The following is a 16,483-nucleotide window of genomic DNA, read 5'->3' on the forward strand; positions in this document are numbered from 1 at the left end:
CTATTAACTTAGCGAATCAAACAAATCTTAAATTGAAGAGTTTGATCATGGCTCAGATTGAACGCTGGCGGCAGGCCTAACACATGCAAGTCGAGCGGCAGCGGGAAGAAGCTTGCTTCTTTGCCGGCGAGCGGCGGACGGGTGAGTAAAGTCTGGGGATCTGCCCGATGGAGGGGGATAACTACTGGAAACGGTAGCTAATACCGCATAACGTCGCAAGACCAAAGTGGGGGACCTTAGGGCCTCACACCATCGGATGAACCCAGATGGGATTAGCTAGTAGGCGGGGTAAGGGCCCACCTAGGCGACGATCCCTAGCTGGTCTGAGAGGATGACCAGCCACACTGGAACTGAGACACGGTCCAGACTCCTACGGGAGGCAGCAGTGGGGAATATTGCACAATGGGGGAAACCCTGATGCAGCCATGCCGCGTGTATGAAGAAGGCCTTCGGGTTGTAAAGTACTTTCAGCGGGGAGGAAGGGGATAGGGTTAATAACCTTATTCATTGACGTTACCCGCAGAAGAAGCACCGGCTAACTCCGTGCCAGCAGCCGCGGTAATACGGAGGGTGCAAGCGTTAATCGGAATGACTGGGCGTAAAGCGCACGCAGGCGGTCTGTTAAGTTGGATGTGAAATCCCCGGGCTTAACCTGGGAACTGCATTCAAGACTGGCAGGCTAGAGTCTCGTAGAGGGGGGTAGAATTCCAGGTGTAGCGGTGAAATGCGTAGAGATCTGGAGGAATACCGGTGGCGAAGGCGGCCCCCTGGACGAAGACTGACGCTCAGGTGCGAAAGCGTGGGGAGCAAACAGGATTAGATACCCTGGTAGTCCACGCCGTAAACGATGTCGACTTGGAGGCTGTGGTCTTGAACCGTGGCTTCCGGAGCTAACGCGTTAAGTCGACCGCCTGGGGAGTACGGCCGCAAGGTTAAAACTCAAATGAATTGACGGGGGCCCGCACAAGCGGTGGAGCATGTGGTTTAATTCGATGCAACGCGAAGAACCTTACCTACTCTTGACATCCAGAGAAGTTTGCAGAGATGCGAATGTGCCTTCGGGAGCTCTGAGACAGGTGCTGCATGGCTGTCGTCAGCTCGTGTTGTGAAATGTTGGGTTAAGTCCCGCAACGAGCGCAACCCTTATCCTTTGTTGCCAGCGATTTGGTCGGGAACTCAAAGGAGACTGCCGGTGATAAACCGGAGGAAGGTGGGGATGACGTCAAGTCATCATGGCCCTTACGAGTAGGGCTACACACGTGCTACAATGGCGCATACAAAGAGAAGCGACCTCGCGAGAGTAAGCGGACCTCATAAAGTGCGTCGTAGTCCGGATTGGAGTCTGCAACTCGACTCCATGAAGTCGGAATCGCTAGTAATCGTAGATCAGAATGCTACGGTGAATACGTTCCCGGGCCTTGTACACACCGCCCGTCACACCATGGGAGTGGGTTGCAAAAGAAGTAGGTAGCTTAACCTTCGGGGGGGCGCTTACCACTTTGTGATTCATGACTGGGGTGAAGTCGTAACAAGGTAACCGTAGGGGAACCTGCGGTTGGATCACCTCCTTACCAAAAGCCTGATGTAGGTAATGTGCAGTGTCCACAACAGATTGTCTGATGAAAGTCATGAGCAAAAGCGTCAACAAAGTACGGTGTCGTGTCCCCTTCGTCTAGAGGCCCAGGACACCGCCCTTTCACGGCGGTAACAGGGGTTCGAATCCCCTAGGGGACGCCAGCGCATCCGACCATTCCGGTGAAAGCGGGGGGTCATCCAGTAAGTCGATATTTTAATGCTTACGCCATATCCTAAAGCTGATTAGCAATAGTCAGGTTTTATGATATTTGCTCTTTAACAATCTGGAACAAGCTGAAATTTGAAACGATGCGGCTAAACATATCTCTCCGTGTAGTACTGAGATGTGATTTGGCTGTATCAGAGTCTCTCAAATAATCGCAGCGCGAATGTGTTTTACGAAACACCTTCGGGTTGTGAGGTTAAGCGACTAAGCGTACACGGTGGATGCCTAGGCAGTCAGAGGCGATGAAGGGCGTGCTAATCTGCGAAAAGCGTCGGCAAGGTGATATGAACCGTTACACCCGACGATACCCGAATGGGGAAACCCAGTGTGTTTCGACACATTATCATCACATGAATACATAGTGTGATGAGGCGAACCGGGGGAACTGAAACATCTCAGTACCCCGAGGAAAAGAAATCAACCGAGATTCCCCCAGTAGCGGCGAGCGAACGGGGAGGAGCCCAGAGTCTGCATCAGCTTGTGTGTCAGTGGAAGCGTCTGGAAAGTCGCACAACAAAGGGTGAAAGTCCCGTACACGAAGATGCACAGGTTGTGAGCTCGATGAGTAGGGCGGGACACGAGATATCCTGTCTGAAGATGGGGGGACCATCCTCCAAGGCTAAATACTCCTGACTGACCGATAGTGAACCAGTACCGTGAGGGAAAGGCGAAAAGAACCCCGGCGAGGGGAGTGAAATAGAACCTGAAACCGTGTACGTACAAGCAGTGGGAGCCCCACCACCAAAACACTTCCGGGCCGAAAGGCGATGCGGATGTCGAGGTGACGGTTGTCATCGCGTTTTTTGCGATGAGCAACACACAAAACAAGCAGTGAGTGTTTTGGGGTGGGGTGACTGCGTACCTTTTGTATAATGGGTCAGCGACTTATATTCTGTAGCAAGGTTAACCGAATAGGGGAGCCGCAGGGAAACCGAGTCTTAACTGGGCGTTAAGTTGCAGGGTATAGACCCGAAACCCGGTGATCTAGCCATGGGCAGGTTGAAGGTTGGGTAACACTAACTGGAGGACCGAACCGACTAATGTTGAAAAATTAGCGGATGACTTGTGGCTGGGGGTGAAAGGCCAATCAAACCGGGAGATAGCTGGTTCTCCCCGAAAGCTATTTAGGTAGCGCCTCGTGAATTCATCTTCGGGGGTAGAGCACTGTTTCGACTAGGGGGTCATCCCGACTTACCAACTCGATGCAAACTGCGAATACCGAAGAATGTTATCACGGGAGACACACGGCGGGTGCTAACGTCCGTCGTGAAGAGGGAAACAACCCAGACCGCCAGCTAAGGTCCCAAAGTCATGGTTAAGTGGGAAACGATGTGGGAAGGCCCAGACAGCCAGGATGTTGGCTTAGAAGCAGCCATCATTTAAAGAAAGCGTAATAGCTCACTGGTCGAGTCGGCCTGCGCGGAAGATGTAACGGGGCTAAACCATGCACCGAAGCTGCGGCAGCGAACGTATCACCCAAGACAATTTGGCGATGTGGAATGACGATTGATGGCGCGAAGCGACATCAATGCGTTTTACAAAGTCGAGTTGGCTTAGGGATACGTTCGTTGGGTAGGGGAGCGTTCTGTAAGCCGTTGAAGGTGGCCTGTGAGGGTTGCTGGAGGTATCAGAAGTGCGAATGCTGACATAAGTAACGATAATGCGGGTGAAAAACCCGCACGCCGGAAGACCAAGGGTTCCTGTCCAACGTTAATCGGGGCAGGGTGAGTCGACCCCTAAGGCGAGGCCGAAAGGCGTAGTCGATGGGAAACGGGTTAATATTCCCGTACTGGTTGTTACTGCGAAGGGGGGACGGAGAAAGCTAGGTTAGCCGGGCGACGGTTGTCCCGGTTTAAGCGTGCAGGTGGGTGTTTTTGGTAAATCCGGAACACTGTTAACACTGAGGCGTGATGACGAGTCACTACGGTGATGAAGTAACCGATGCTACGCTTCCAGGAAAAGCCTCTAAGCTCTAGGTAACAATCAATCGTACCCCAAACCGACACAGGTGGTCAGGTAGAGAATACTCAGGCGCTTGAGAGAACTCGGGTGAAGGAACTAGGCAAAATGGTGCCGTAACTTCGGGAGAAGGCACGCTGGATTTGGTGAAGTCCCTTGCGGATGGAGCTGAGACCAGTCGCAGATACCAGCTGGCTGCAACTGTTTAATAAAAACACAGCACTGTGCAAACACGAAAGTGGACGTATACGGTGTGACGCCTGCCCGGTGCCGGAAGGTTAATTGATGGGGTAAGCTTTCGGGCGAAGCTCTTGATCGAAGCCCCGGTAAACGGCGGCCGTAACTATAACGGTCCTAAGGTAGCGAAATTCCTTGTCGGGTAAGTTCCGACCTGCACGAATGGCGTAATGATGGCCAGGCTGTCTCCACCCGAGACTCAGTGAAATTGAACTCGCTGTGAAGATGCAGTGTACCCGCGGCAAGACGGAAAGACCCCGTGAACCTTTACTATAGCTTGACACTGAACCTTGAGCCTTGATGTGTAGGATAGGTGGGAGGCTTTGAAGCGTGGACGCCAGTCTGCGTGGAGCCGACCTTGAAATACCACCCTTTAATGTTTGATGTTCTAACGTGGGCCCCTGAGCGGGGTTGCGGACAGTGTCTGGTGGGTAGTTTGACTGGGGCGGTCTCCTCCCAAAGAGTAACGGAGGAGCACGAAGGTTAGCTAATCCTGGTCGGACATCAGGAGGTTAGTGCAAAGGCATAAGCTAGCTTGACTGCGAGAGTGACGGCTCGAGCAGGTGCGAAAGCAGGTCTTAGTGATCCGGTGGTTCTGAATGGAAGGGCCATCGCTCAACGGATAAAAGGTACTCCGGGGATAACAGGCTGATACCGCCCAAGAGTTCATATCGACGGCGGTGTTTGGCACCTCGATGTCGGCTCATCACATCCTGGGGCTGAAGTAGGTCCCAAGGGTATGGCTGTTCGCCATTTAAAGTGGTACGCGAGCTGGGTTTAGAACGTCGTGAGACAGTTCGGTCCCTATCTGCCGTGGGCGTTGGAAGATTGAGAGGGGTTGCTCCTAGTACGAGAGGACCGGAGTGAACGCACCACTGGTGTACGGGTTGTGATGCCAATTGCATTGCCCGGTAGCTAAGTGCGGAAGAGATAACCGCTGAAAGCATCTAAGCGGGAAACTTGCCTCGAGATGAGTCTTCCCTGGGACCTTGAGTCCCCTAAAGGGCCGTTGAAGACGACGACGTAGATAGGCCGGGTGTGTAAGCGCAGCGATGCGTTGAGCTAACCGGTACTAATGACCCGAGAGGCTTAACCTTACAACACCGAAGGTGTTTTAGAGACGACGAAGAATTTTAGCTTGTTCAAAGATTGGTTCTGATGGTTGCAGAGAAAACTGCGACGGTTGGGATAAAACAGAATTTGCCTGGCGGCGATAGCGCGGTGGTCCCACCTGACCCCATGCCGAACTCAGAAGTGAAACGCCGAAGCGCCGATGGTAGTGTGGGGTCTCCCCATGTGAGAGTAGGGAACTGCCAGGCATCAAACAACTAGGTGCGCTGATATGGCTCAGTTGGTAGAGCGCACCCTTGGTAAGGGTGAGGTCCCCAGTTCGACTCTGGGTATCAGCACCACAGATATATGGGTTAATGTTTCGGCTTAAAAAGAATTTACCTGGCGGCGATAGCGCGGTGGTCCCACCTGACCCCATGCCGAACTCAGAAGTGAAACACCGTAGCGCCGATGGTAGTGTGGGGTCTCCCCATGTGAGAGTAGGGAACTGCCAGGTTTCAATTAAGACAAAAGGCCATCCAGTTGGATGGCCTTTTGTCTATCTGCGATAGATACCTTCCCGACATACTTTCTTGACGAGCGCCTAAGTAAAAAATCAGTCAACCTATTCGTATTAAGCAAATTAGATCAGAAGCCCCAATATTGATGAATCAATATTGGGGCTTCTTGCGTTGGATAACGGCGGGAATATGCGTATTAGAGGATGCGGCTGATTAGGCGATCTATACGGATGCGGCGTAAGCGTCGAATGAGTTTACGCACTTTTACCGGATATTGCGCAATGCTTTCCAGCTCCATGTAGTTTGCTATCACATGGGTATGTATCCGGATGCTTTCCAGCTCCTGTAATCGCTGCGCCAGCAAGACCTTTTTAGGATCGTGAATGAGAATGGCGTTTTCCAGATCCAGGCGCCAGGCGCGCGGATTAAGATTATTTCCGGTCAGTAACTGCCATTTATCATCAACCCACATACCTTTAAGATGGAAGCTATTGTCACCGTCTTTCCACAAGCGCACGACGAGCTGCTGGTTATCAATATAACGCTGCAAACGGCTCAGGAATCGGCGCAGGTTGATTTCATAAAGGTAAGGTAAAGCGCCAATGATCTTGAACGGTTGATCTTCTGGAATATAAAAATCATTCGCGGTTTTATCACCAATAATGATTTCAACCTTTTTCCCTTCCCGCAGTAATCGAATAATGTTTCTGACCAGCAGGGCGGGCAGGTTAAAGTATGGCGTGCACATCACCAGATGATTATCTGTACAATACATTAAGTGATGAATGGTTGTATTCAACGGGCTTTTTTTACCTAGCCCCACTAATGGCGTAACGGTCAGCCGATCGTTAACATCACCGCAGTCCGGCGTATGGTAGTTCGTTGTACGCAATGACTGTCTAAATTGCCGGGTTTCATTTTTGATTTCCAGGCTTTTAGGCCGATCGCTGCGATCTAACCGATGTATTGCGGATGCTGACAGAATATCTTGAATATACTGCGCCATGGTATCGGCCAGTATTGGATTATGAATGATCTGATAGCGGTCGTAGCGGTATTTATCGTGTTGATGGAGATAGACGTCGTTCAGGCTCGCACCGCTGTATATCACGGTATCATCGATAATAAAGCCTTTCAGGTGCAGAACGCCCAGCGCCTCACGCGTATTAACGGGAACGCCATAGATAGGAAATTGCGTGTCGGCGTGTTTTTGCGCCATATCGCAATACCAGTCGGCATTGGTATTTTCTGCCGCTGCGCCTATTCGTCCGCGCTGCGCGCGATGCCAGTCTACCAATATGCGCACATCAAGTTCAGGACACTGCCGTTTGGCTTCATATACCGCAGACAAAATCCCCATACCGCCATCGTCGTGTTCCAGATATAACGCCACCAGATAAATACGTTTTCTGGCCTGCAGAATGCTATTTACCAGCGTTGTACGGAAGAGTTCAGGTGTGTGGAGTGTCTGAACGTCATCAGCTGTCTGAGGGATTTTGGGCAGTTGTGCAAGGTGTTGTTGGTATTTATTGCGTTTAAGTTTTGACAACATCACAGTGCGTTTCTTCTCTCATCAGTGTATGACCGGCCGGTCATCATCAAAAATTAAGGAATAGCCGAATCGGGCGATAATACCATTACTTTCCTGCCGTTGTGAGCAAGTTTTGCCATTGATAGCCAGATCGTCTCTTGAGGCGGGAGCTATATCACGTATGGTGATTAAACTTTCAACGGCAATTCCAGCGTGACAATACCCTCTTCCAACTGCACATTGACATTAAAGCCAAGCTTCTTCGCCAGCGTAATCATTCCTTGATTATGCGGCATGGTGATCCCGTTCAACCGCGCTAGCCCGTGTAGCCTGGCATAGTGAATCAGCTTTTCCAGCAGGCGTCTGCCCAGCCCCAGTCCTTTCAAATCGGAACGTACCAGAACAGCGAATTCGGCATTGGTATTGTCGGGATCGGATATGGCCCTTGTCACGCCGATAATTTCGTCATCATTTCCCATCTGACGAATCGCGACAAACGCCATTTCCCGATCGTAGTCAATCTGCGTCATATAGGCTAAATCTTCATGATTAAATTCACTGATTTCGCTGAAGTAACGATAATACAGATCTTCTTTTGTGACTTTTGCGATGAATTGACTCAGTAACGGTTCATCTTCGGGCAAAATAGGGCGGAATAGGCAGGTCGAGTTATCTTTTAGCGTAACGGCTTCTTCCAGATTCTGCGGATAAGGCCGGATAGCCAATCTTGACTGCGGGTCGCCGCTAAACGGCGTCAGATGAAGCGTAACATCCAGCAGGGTAAACTCATCGCCAGAGGCCAGCAGAGGATGAATATCCAGCCGGGTTATTTCTGGGCAGTCGAGGATCAGGTTGGAAACCTGTACCAGCAACTGGCTGAGCGCGGGAATATCCAAAGAACGCAGCGCGCTGCGGCGATGAATGTTCCCTCTGTTTACCGCCTGTAGCACCAGATAGCGAGCCAACGTCATATTTAACGGCGGTAGCGCGACGGCGACCCGGTTCTCTTGCCATTCAACACCGCCATCGCCCAGCATGATTAATGGCCCGAATACCGGATCCTGCTCAACGGCCACCCGCAGTTCCTGGGCGCCGGCCCGGTTTGCCATGCTTTGTACCAGCAAACCGAGGATGCGCGCCTGAGGATAAGTCTGTTTCACCCTATCGAGAATCGCTTCCGCCGCCAGTTGGACTTCTCTGGCGGTGCGCAGATAGAGCATGACGCCCTGGACCTCCGATTTATGCGCAATGTCTGGCGAGCGCAGCTTAATGGCGACCGGATAGCCGATCTGTTCGGCGATGTATACCGCTTCGGTACTGTCGTTGGCAATCCAGGTCGGCAGCGTGTTTAAGCCGTAAGCCTGCAGGATTGGCTGGACTTCGTGGGTGTCTAACTGAGTGATGCCGTTCGCCAGCGCCTGATGGATAAGCTCATGCGCCCGATCTGTATTGCTCGACAAATCCTGTGGCAGCGCGGGGGTTTCCATCAGTTGCTTTTGGTTACGCCGGTATTCGACAATGTGCATAAACGCTGTCACGGCGCCTTCTGGCGTGCGGTAGGTGGGAATGCCGGCCTCATTGAATAAACGCCGGGCCGCTTGTGACGAAAATTCGCCGGACCAGTTGGTCAGCAGCGTCAGGCGTTTGCCGCGCGGATGTTGCTGAAAAAGCCTAATCAGCTGTGCGGCGCTTTCGGTTCCCGGCGCGGCGGCGCTGGGAGAATAAATGATAAGCAGCGCGTCAAAGTCATTGCTATCCAGTAAAACAGACACGGCGGTCAGATAGCGTTCGACCGTCGCCTCGTCACCGAGATTAAGCGGATTGCCGATCGTGACGTGTTCCGGTAGCTGTTCGCGCAGCGCCTGTTGCGTGGTTTCGCTGAGTACGGCCAGTTTCCCTTGTCTATTCAGCAACTGATCAAGCGCCTGCGCCGCCGGCGATGCGCCATTGCTGACCAACAGTAAACGTTCGCCCTGTAAGGGCCGCAGATGGCTGAGCGTTTCCACCGCCGAGAACAGCTCATGGGTATCGCGTACCCGCAGTAGTCCCGCGCGTTGAATCGCCGCATCGTAGGCCGCGTCAGATCCTTGACGCTTGTCGTTGAGCAGCAGTTGCGCCTGCCGGCTGCGTCCGCTTTTGATCACCAAGATCGGTTTGTTTCTTGCAGCACTGCGGGCGGATGAAAGGAAACGCCGGGCATCGCTGATGTGTTCGAGGTGCAGCAGAATCGCACTGGTCTTGCCGTCGCGGGCTAAGAAGTCCAGCAGATCATCGACATCGATATCCAGGCTGTCGCCCAGTGCAATAAAATAGGAGAAACCAATTCCACGTTGCTGAGCCCAGTCCAGAATGGTGTTTGATACCGCGGCGGATTGAGAAATAAACGCCAGCTTGCCTTTCAGCGTGGGAACCGGCGAGAAACTGGCGTTGAATCCTTGCCAGGGCGCGAGCAAACCCAGGCTGTTCGGGCCTAAAAACCGTATGTTATAGCGAGTCGCACAGGCTCTTAATTCGCTGAACTGAGAGGGCGGAGCGGATAAAATAATGACGGTTTTGCAACCGGACTGCCCGATCTCTTCCAGCAACGCCAGATTGCGGCTGGCGTTGGTGCAAAGGATGGCAAGATCGGGCGTAATCGGTAAACTGGCGACATTCGGATAGGCCAACACACCGCAGACGGCGCGATATTTGGGGGTAACGGGAAGAATCGGCCCGTTGAAGTTGCCATCCAGCAGGTTTCTCATCAACAGAAAGCCTGCGCGTCCCGGTTTTTCCGAGGCGCCCACAACCGCTATCGACTTAGGACGTAATAGTGCTTCCAATCCGCGCTGGCTCATAAGTCACCCTTTTGAGGAAAGACTCTTTGATACTAAGCGTTTTTTGCCGATTATGCTGTGATGGAGGGGGAAAGTTCCCGTAAGGTATGATGAGATTTCCCTGCCAGATAGTGTTTACGGAAACGATCGAAATGATTCGCTAGCGCTTGCGCCGCGATGGAATCTCCGGCTTGCCCAAGCAGAGCGATGGCGATTTCTGCGGTACAATGCTGTCCGGCGTTGCTGGCTTCTCGAAGCTGGTAGCGGGAAAGCGCATCGACATGCAGCGATAGCATGGGCAGCTTATCCAGATAAGGGCTTTTACGGAACATTTTGCGCGCTTCCGGCCAGGTGCCGTCCAGCAGAACAAATAGCGGCGGTTTGCCCTGCGAGGGTAATTGCTGGAAAATCTGACGCTCTTCTTCGGTATCATCAGCCAGAAAGATCAGATAGGGTTGGTAATCCGGATCGCCGAGCGCGGCGAGCAACTGCGGATCGGGCGAGGTACGGGACCAGCGAAATGCCTGCGTTTCCGGCAGGATATCGGCGATCAAGCGCCCGGTATTGCTCGGTTTTAGCGGTTCTGTATCGAACATCACCAGACAAAAACGGCTACGGGCAGGGCGTGGCTGAATCGTGTGACACAGACAGTTTGCGGCCGGCAGCAGACAGCGCTGACAGCGTACGACACGGCATCCTCGGGCGCGAAATGGTTTGGTAGACAGCTCAAGACGTTGCTGGCGCAGGCGAAGAACGGCATTGTTAATCATGGCGTATCGGGGATCTCGGTGTTCTGTCAGGAAGCGGTTTACGGTCTGCGTTTGGGGAAACATCGACCATAATAGGCTTTGAAAGGGGCCATTCTAATCGACGGGCTGTCTGACCAAAAGACCCAGAGCCAAAATACTCTGGGTTGGGGGGAATTTACAGCGATTCGTCGAGCCAGCCTTCAAACGGTGCTTTAGGAAGCGCGCCATTGAGCATATCGACCAGTTTCCCCTGCTTAAACAGCATCAGGGTTGGGATGGTGCGAATGCGATAGCGTGAGCTAAGCGCGGGCTCTGATTCGGTATTAACCTTAATGAAGCGTATTTTGTCGCCGCGCTCCTGTGCGACACTCTGAAATACGGGGGCAAAGTTGACACAAGGGCTACACCAGGGCGCCCAGAAGTCGATGACAACCGGCAGATCATCCTGCAGCAGCTTATCCAGCGTTGCTTCGGTGGCATTAATAACTTCACCCGTGAATAGAGGTTCGCCGCAATTGCCGCATTTAGGGTGGTCGTCAATACGATCTTCGGGCAGACGGTTTGTTGTGTGGCAAGATGCACATACCGTATTCATAACAAGGCCTCAGGTAAAAGGGTCTAATAGTATGCAGTCGATAAAAACTGTTGCGAATAATCAGTGAATGTCGTCAATGTGTTAAATTATCGGTGCGTTACTCGAATAATATGTTACTTAGCAGTTGGCTAAGTATGGCGAGCCGTTTCGTCGTCAACAACGTGGTTTACTCAATAGCTACGATAGTTTTTGGCTTTTACCACAAGCGGGTAGCTAAGCGGCTGTACATAAGGTAATCTTCGCGCCCAGCGCGTAGGTGGAGATAACGATGAGCGATTCATTCAATAGTAAGAGCGGCAAAGTCCGTGTGATGTACGTCCGTAGCGATGATGAGGGCGAGAAAGAGAACAAAAACAAGCGTCCTGCTGGTAAAGATCGTCGCAGTGAGGGTGGGCGCGGCCGGCGTGATGATGCGGGTTCCCGTGATAAGCCCCAGCATCCCCGAGATAAAAACCCGCGCTACGCCCGCGAGAACCCTTCGCGTGATGGCGAGAAAAGCCCATGGGGCAAGGATCGCAGCGAGCGCAACGGCGAACGCGCAGAGCGGCCGCGTCGTCCGCGTGGCGAAGAGCGTGATACCAGTGATTCGCCCTGGAAAACGATTTCTCGTGCGCCGGGTGAAGAGGCTGAGTTCGATCATGGCGGGATCAGCGGGAAAAGCCAGATAGATCCTGCGCAGTTGCGTCGTCAGCGTCAGGAAGAAACGCGGGTTTATGGTGAGAATGCCTGCCAGGCGTTGTTTAACAGCCGTCCGGATTCCATTGTCCGCGCCTGGTTTTTGCAAGAAGTGACGCCGCGTTTTCGTGAAGCCCTTCGTTGGATGGCGGCCAATCGCAAAGCCTATCATGTCGTCGACGATGATGAATTGACCAAAGCCTCCGGCACCGAGCACCATGGCGGCGTATGCTTCCTGATTAAGAAGCGTCAGGGGATGGATATTCATGAGTATCTGAAAACGGCTGGCGAGCGTGATTGCGTCCTGGCATTGCAAGATGCCGGCAATCCTCACAACCTTGGCGGTATTATGCGAAGCTGCGCGCATTTCGGCGTGAATGGCCTGCTGGTTCAGGATGCGACAATGCTGGAGTCCGGGGCGGCGGTACGCACTGCCGAAGGCGGAGCCGAGCACGTTAAAGCGATCAGCGCTGATGACCCTATCGCGGCGTTCGATGAGTTCCGTAAAGCCGGGTATACCATTGTGACAACCTCCAGCCACAAAGGAACGGCATTGTCGAAAACCCTGTTTCCGGCTAAAACCGTGATTGTGCTGGGGCAGGAGGGGGATGGTCTGTCCGACAGCGCCTGGCTACAGGGTGATACCACTATCTCGATCGACGGCACGGGGAGGGTTGAAAGTCTGAACATTTCCGTTGCGACAGGTATTTTGTTGTCCGAATGGTGGCGGCAGAATCAAGCCTGATGAAATAAATTCGATTAAAGAAGGGAACGGCTCACGGCTTAACCTTCGCCCTCGGTCAAACATCAGCACAGGGAAACTTGCGCTGATGTTTTGTTTTTCAACGATGAAAGTCTGGTGCCAGGGTGATAGCGCATGTCAAGGCGCGGGATGCCACGGCGTTGAGGCTCGGACACGACAGGGATAATGGCGTAGTGAGCCGGTAAGATTTCACGATGATGACGACAAGAAACACGTAATGACACGGAAAAAATCACACTATGCAGCGCTATCGCTGCTCCTGGGAACACTTTTTATGAGCGGCTGTTCTCAGCCATTGCCTACCCCTGATACCGATCGCGCTGCGCCATATGCCTGCCATATCGGAGATAAAATGGTGCAAACCACCCTCTATTTCGGTCTGAACCGCCCGGCTGGCCCACCGGTTTCCGATGCGGAATGGAAGGACTTTGTCGATAACGAGGTCACGCCGCGGTTTAAAGACGGGTTAACGATTTTTGATACCAGGGGACAGTGGCTGGGTCAGAATGGCGCTGTGGTGCGGGAAAACAGCAAAGCGCTGCTGCTTATTCATGGATCTGAACAGGAAAGCGCTGTAGAAGCGTTGCGTACAGCATACAAAACACGCTTTGCCCAGGAATCGGTCATGCGGATTGATGCGCCGGAGTGTGTCGCTTTTTAAGTTTCCTGTCGGCCCTTCCGTCGGGACGAGCCGATAAATAGCATTACCGTACGGTCAGCTACAGTACCAATCCAGCCACGCAGACGAAAAACACGTTTCCCGACGAGCCATCCGACGGATCGGCGGCTCAGGGAACGTGTCTAGTGCGCGCCGCCGCCTCCGCCGGAGGTAAACGGCGGCCGGGCAAACCAGACCAGCACCAACAGCATCAGGAACACCGCCGCCGCCGCCCAGAAAATCTCATTGGCGGAAATAATCAGCCCCTGGGCGGTAATCTCGCTCGCAATATAAGACGAAGCCTGCGATTGGCTCATCCCCAGCGTCTGTTGTAGCTGTTGATAGGCCTCCTGAGCCTGCGGATTGTAAGGGGTGATCGACTCCGTCAAATGAGCGTGGTGCAGCGATTCACGCTGCGCCCATAACGTTGTGGTGATGGACGTACCGATGGAACCCGCCAGCGTGCGGGTAAAATTAGACAGACTGGACGCCGCGGCCATTCTTTCCGGCGGCAATCCTGACAGCGTGATGGTCGTCAGCGGCATAAAGAAGCAGGCGACGGCAAAACCCTGCACGAACTGCGGCCAGGCGGATGCGCCAAAGTCCATTCCCGGTTCAAAGGTATAGGCGCGCCAGTAAAAGCAGACGGCGTACATAATGAAGCTGAATGTGACCAACTGCCGCATATCCAGACGCGGAGCGAAACGACCGATAATCGGCGACAGCACCACCGGCATTAAGCCGACGGGGGCGGACGCCAACCCTGCCCAGGTCGCGGTATAGCCATAAACCTCCTGTAATAACTGCGGCAGCAGTACGATCGCGCCGAAATAGAACATATAGGCGAGGCTTAGGCACAGGCATCCAATGGTGAAATTGCGGGATTTAAACAACGATAAATCCACCACCGGGTGGTCGTCGGTCAATTCCCAAACGATTAAAAACGTCAGGGTGATGACGGCGATAACCGTAAGGATAATAATCTCGTTGGAGTTAAACCAATCCAGCTCTTTGCCCCGGTCCAGCATCATCTGGAGACTGCCGATGCCGACAATCAGCAAGGCCAGACCCACGGTATCAATGGGCTTGATTTCTGTTTTTGTCTCTCGCCCGCGCAGCGTTTGCAGGGTGATGACCACCACGGCCACCCCCAGCGGGACGTTGATAAAGAAGATCCAGCCCCAGTGGTAGTTGTCGCTAATCCAGCCCCCCAGGATCGGGCCGCAAATCGGCGCGACGACCACGGTCATCGACCAAAGCGCCAGCGCAATGCTCCGTCTGGCGGGAGGATAGTTGTTTAACAACAAACTCTGCGACAACGGGATCAGCGGCCCGGCGACAATCCCTTGTAAAACGCGGGCGAAGATCAGCATCTCCAGGCTGGAGGAGATACCACACATCCAGGAAGTGAAAGCAAACAGGGCGGTGGACAACAGAAAAAGGCGAACTTCGCCAAAGCGTTTGGCCAACCAACCCGTAATGGGAATGGAAATGGCGTTGGCGACCCCGAACGAGGTGATCACCCACGTTCCCTGCGAGTTGGAGGCTCCCAGGTTACCGGCAATTGTCGGAATCGCCACGTTGGCGATGGTCGAGTCCAGCACCTGCATGAACGTCGCCAATGACAGGGCGACGGTCATCCAGGCCAGACTGGCGCCTTTAAGCGGTTTTCTCTGCACGCTTCTCTCCTGACTGATTAGCTGGCATTCGCCTGGATGATGTCGCTGATCATTTGGTTGACCGGAGCAAGATCCAGCGACAGCGCATCGCTTGCATAAGCCGGAGTGCTGCGCGGCGTTTCCGACAGCGACGGTCCGCTGGCGTCGGCGGTATCGACATTGACCAGCGCGGACAGACCGATACGCAGCGGATGTTCAGCAATCTGCTGCGGATCCAATTCAATACGGACAGGTAAACGTTGGACGACTTTTATCCAGTTGCCGGTGGCGTTCTGCGCCGGAAGCAGAGAGAACGCGCTGCCGGTGCCCATGTCCAGACCCACGACCTTGCCTTGATAAACGACATCATCGCCGTAGATGTCTGCAATGACGGTAGCGGGTTGACCAATGCGCATCTTGGCCAACTGGGTTTCTTTGAAGTTGGCGTCAACCCACAGATGATCCGCAGGTACAACGGCCATGAGCGCTGATGTGGTTGCGATCCTGGCGCCGACCTGAACGCTGCGGCGTGAAACATAGCCATTTACCGGGCTGACGATTTTTGTTCGTTGCAGCGCCAGCCAGGCATCGCGCATTTCCGCCGCGGCCTGTTGGACCGTCGGCTGCTGTTCTAACGGCGTGTCCAGAATCATGGCCTGATTGGCCTGATATTGCTGCTTCGCCACTTCCAGCGAGGCTTTGGCGCTGGCTACCGCATCCCGTGCGTGCTGGACCTCTTCTCGGCCGATAGCATTGACATGACCCAGTGTTTCACGGCGATTTAAATCACTCTGCGCCTGATTAAGTTGGATCTGGAGTAACTCTATATTGGCCTGATACTGCTTGCCGTTAATCATTAACTGATGCGTTTGACGCACGCTGTTGGCCAGTGCGGTTTGGGTCCGCTCAAAAGCCTGCTGGGCATCGGTCGGATCCAACTCAACCAGAACATCGCCCTGCTTGACATAATCGGTGTTGTCCACATTCACGCGCGTGACGCTCCCCGTCACCTGCGCCATCACCTGAATCTGATTGCCCGCAATGTAGGAATCATCGGTATTTTGGTGATGCCTAAGGACCAGAAACCAATAAACAAACCAGGCGCAGCCAAGCACGATAAAAATAAGCGTTAACAGCGTTAGCACCCGTTTACGCTGTTTTTTCTTGTTGCGTTTTACTGGCTGTGGCGCCTGTTTTTCCACACTTTCACTCATGGCGTTCTCTCTTTTAATACTCTTTTTGGCCTGGTATCCGTCATTTGCTCACGCTGTAACGAATAAGCCCCCAGCGCCGATTCGCTGGAGGTTTGCAGGTGACGGGCAATTAGAGTCAGTTTTGTCTTATTATTAAGCGACGGAATGACAGGTTACTGAAAAGTAAACGAGCATCGTCCGCAGTAAACATCCGCGCTCCGATGACGCGAGCACAGGAAAACGTCAGATACAATGAGAGTTATATATTTCTTACAAT

General features: G+C 53.2%; 8 protein-coding genes, 2 tRNA genes and 4 rRNA genes. 8 read left to right on the forward strand and 6 right to left on the reverse strand.

Annotation, left to right across the window (positions count from 1 at the left end):
* Window positions 1-29 precede the first annotated feature (29 nt).
* The 6 genes from ACN28R_RS00820 to rrf (ACN28R_RS00845) all read left to right on the forward strand — a co-directional run bounded on the left by ACN28R_RS00820 (window position 30) and on the right by rrf (ACN28R_RS00845) (window position 5,564).
* Window positions 30-1,571 (forward strand): 16S ribosomal RNA (locus ACN28R_RS00820).
* A 90-nt stretch (window positions 1,572-1,661) separates the two neighbouring features.
* Window positions 1,662-1,737, forward strand: a tRNA-Glu gene (locus ACN28R_RS00825).
* Window positions 1,738-1,995: 258 nt separating this feature from the next.
* Window positions 1,996-5,094: ribosomal RNA gene (locus tag ACN28R_RS00830) — 23S ribosomal RNA — on the forward strand.
* Window positions 5,095-5,200: 106 nt separating this feature from the next.
* Window positions 5,201-5,316, forward strand: a 5S ribosomal RNA gene (rrf, locus tag ACN28R_RS00835).
* Window positions 5,317-5,333: 17 nt separating this feature from the next.
* Window positions 5,334-5,409, forward strand: a tRNA-Thr gene (locus tag ACN28R_RS00840).
* A gap of 39 nt (window positions 5,410-5,448) precedes the next feature.
* A 5S ribosomal RNA gene (rrf, locus tag ACN28R_RS00845) occupies window positions 5,449-5,564 on the forward strand.
* Together the 16S, 23S and 5S rRNA genes with 2 tRNA genes alongside form the textbook arrangement of a ribosomal RNA operon.
* 200 nt (window positions 5,565-5,764) lie before the next feature.
* Here the strand turns inward: rrf (ACN28R_RS00845) and pssA are convergent.
* The 4 genes from pssA to trxC form a co-directional block, all read right to left on the reverse strand.
* Complete coding sequence (pssA, locus tag ACN28R_RS00850; RefSeq protein WP_048637695.1) at window positions 5,765-7,120, reverse strand: CDP-diacylglycerol--serine O-phosphatidyltransferase; 1,356 nt, start codon at window positions 7,118-7,120, stop codon at window positions 5,765-5,767.
* 167 nt (window positions 7,121-7,287) lie between these two features.
* Window positions 7,288-9,936: a bifunctional acetate--CoA ligase family protein/GNAT family N-acetyltransferase gene (locus tag ACN28R_RS00855; RefSeq protein ID WP_095833312.1), complete on the reverse strand. Its 2,649-nt coding sequence runs from the start codon at window positions 9,934-9,936 to the stop codon at window positions 7,288-7,290.
* 50 nt (window positions 9,937-9,986) lie between these two features.
* On the reverse strand, window positions 9,987-10,685 hold the full coding sequence (locus ACN28R_RS00860; protein WP_095833313.1) for a tRNA-uridine aminocarboxypropyltransferase: 699 nt from the start codon (window positions 10,683-10,685) through the stop codon (window positions 9,987-9,989).
* A gap of 154 nt (window positions 10,686-10,839) precedes the next feature.
* Window positions 10,840-11,259, reverse strand: coding sequence for a thioredoxin TrxC (gene trxC / locus ACN28R_RS00865; protein ID WP_048637698.1), 420 nt, complete (start codon window positions 11,257-11,259; stop codon window positions 10,840-10,842).
* A 268-nt stretch (window positions 11,260-11,527) separates the two neighbouring features.
* Here trxC and ACN28R_RS00870 point away from each other — a divergent pair, with 268 nt between their 5' ends.
* Together ACN28R_RS00870 and ACN28R_RS00875 are read left to right on the forward strand one after the other, a co-directional pair.
* Window positions 11,528-12,679 (forward strand): tRNA/rRNA methyltransferase, encoded by a 1,152-nt coding sequence (locus tag ACN28R_RS00870; RefSeq protein ID WP_095833314.1) that lies wholly within the window; start codon window positions 11,528-11,530, stop codon window positions 12,677-12,679.
* 235 nt (window positions 12,680-12,914) lie between these two features.
* Entirely contained in the window at window positions 12,915-13,358 is a 444-nt protein-coding gene (locus tag ACN28R_RS00875; protein WP_095833315.1) for a DUF3574 domain-containing protein, read from the forward strand.
* A 140-nt stretch (window positions 13,359-13,498) separates the two neighbouring features.
* On the opposite strand, the gene emrB is transcribed toward ACN28R_RS00875, so the two are convergent.
* Complete coding sequence (gene emrB / locus ACN28R_RS00880; RefSeq protein WP_048637701.1) at window positions 13,499-15,034, reverse strand: multidrug efflux MFS transporter permease subunit EmrB; 1,536 nt, start codon at window positions 15,032-15,034, stop codon at window positions 13,499-13,501.
* Between the two features lie 17 nt (window positions 15,035-15,051).
* The gene (gene emrA, locus ACN28R_RS00885) at window positions 15,052-16,227 is read right to left on the reverse strand and encodes a multidrug efflux MFS transporter periplasmic adaptor subunit EmrA (protein WP_095833316.1); all 1,176 of its coding nucleotides are present in this window, start codon (window positions 16,225-16,227) and stop codon (window positions 15,052-15,054) included.
* Window positions 16,228-16,483 lie beyond the last annotated feature (256 nt).

It is taken from the genome of Brenneria goodwinii (assembly GCF_002291445.1).
In the GTDB taxonomy this organism is placed as follows: domain Bacteria; phylum Pseudomonadota; class Gammaproteobacteria; order Enterobacterales; family Enterobacteriaceae; genus Brenneria; species Brenneria goodwinii.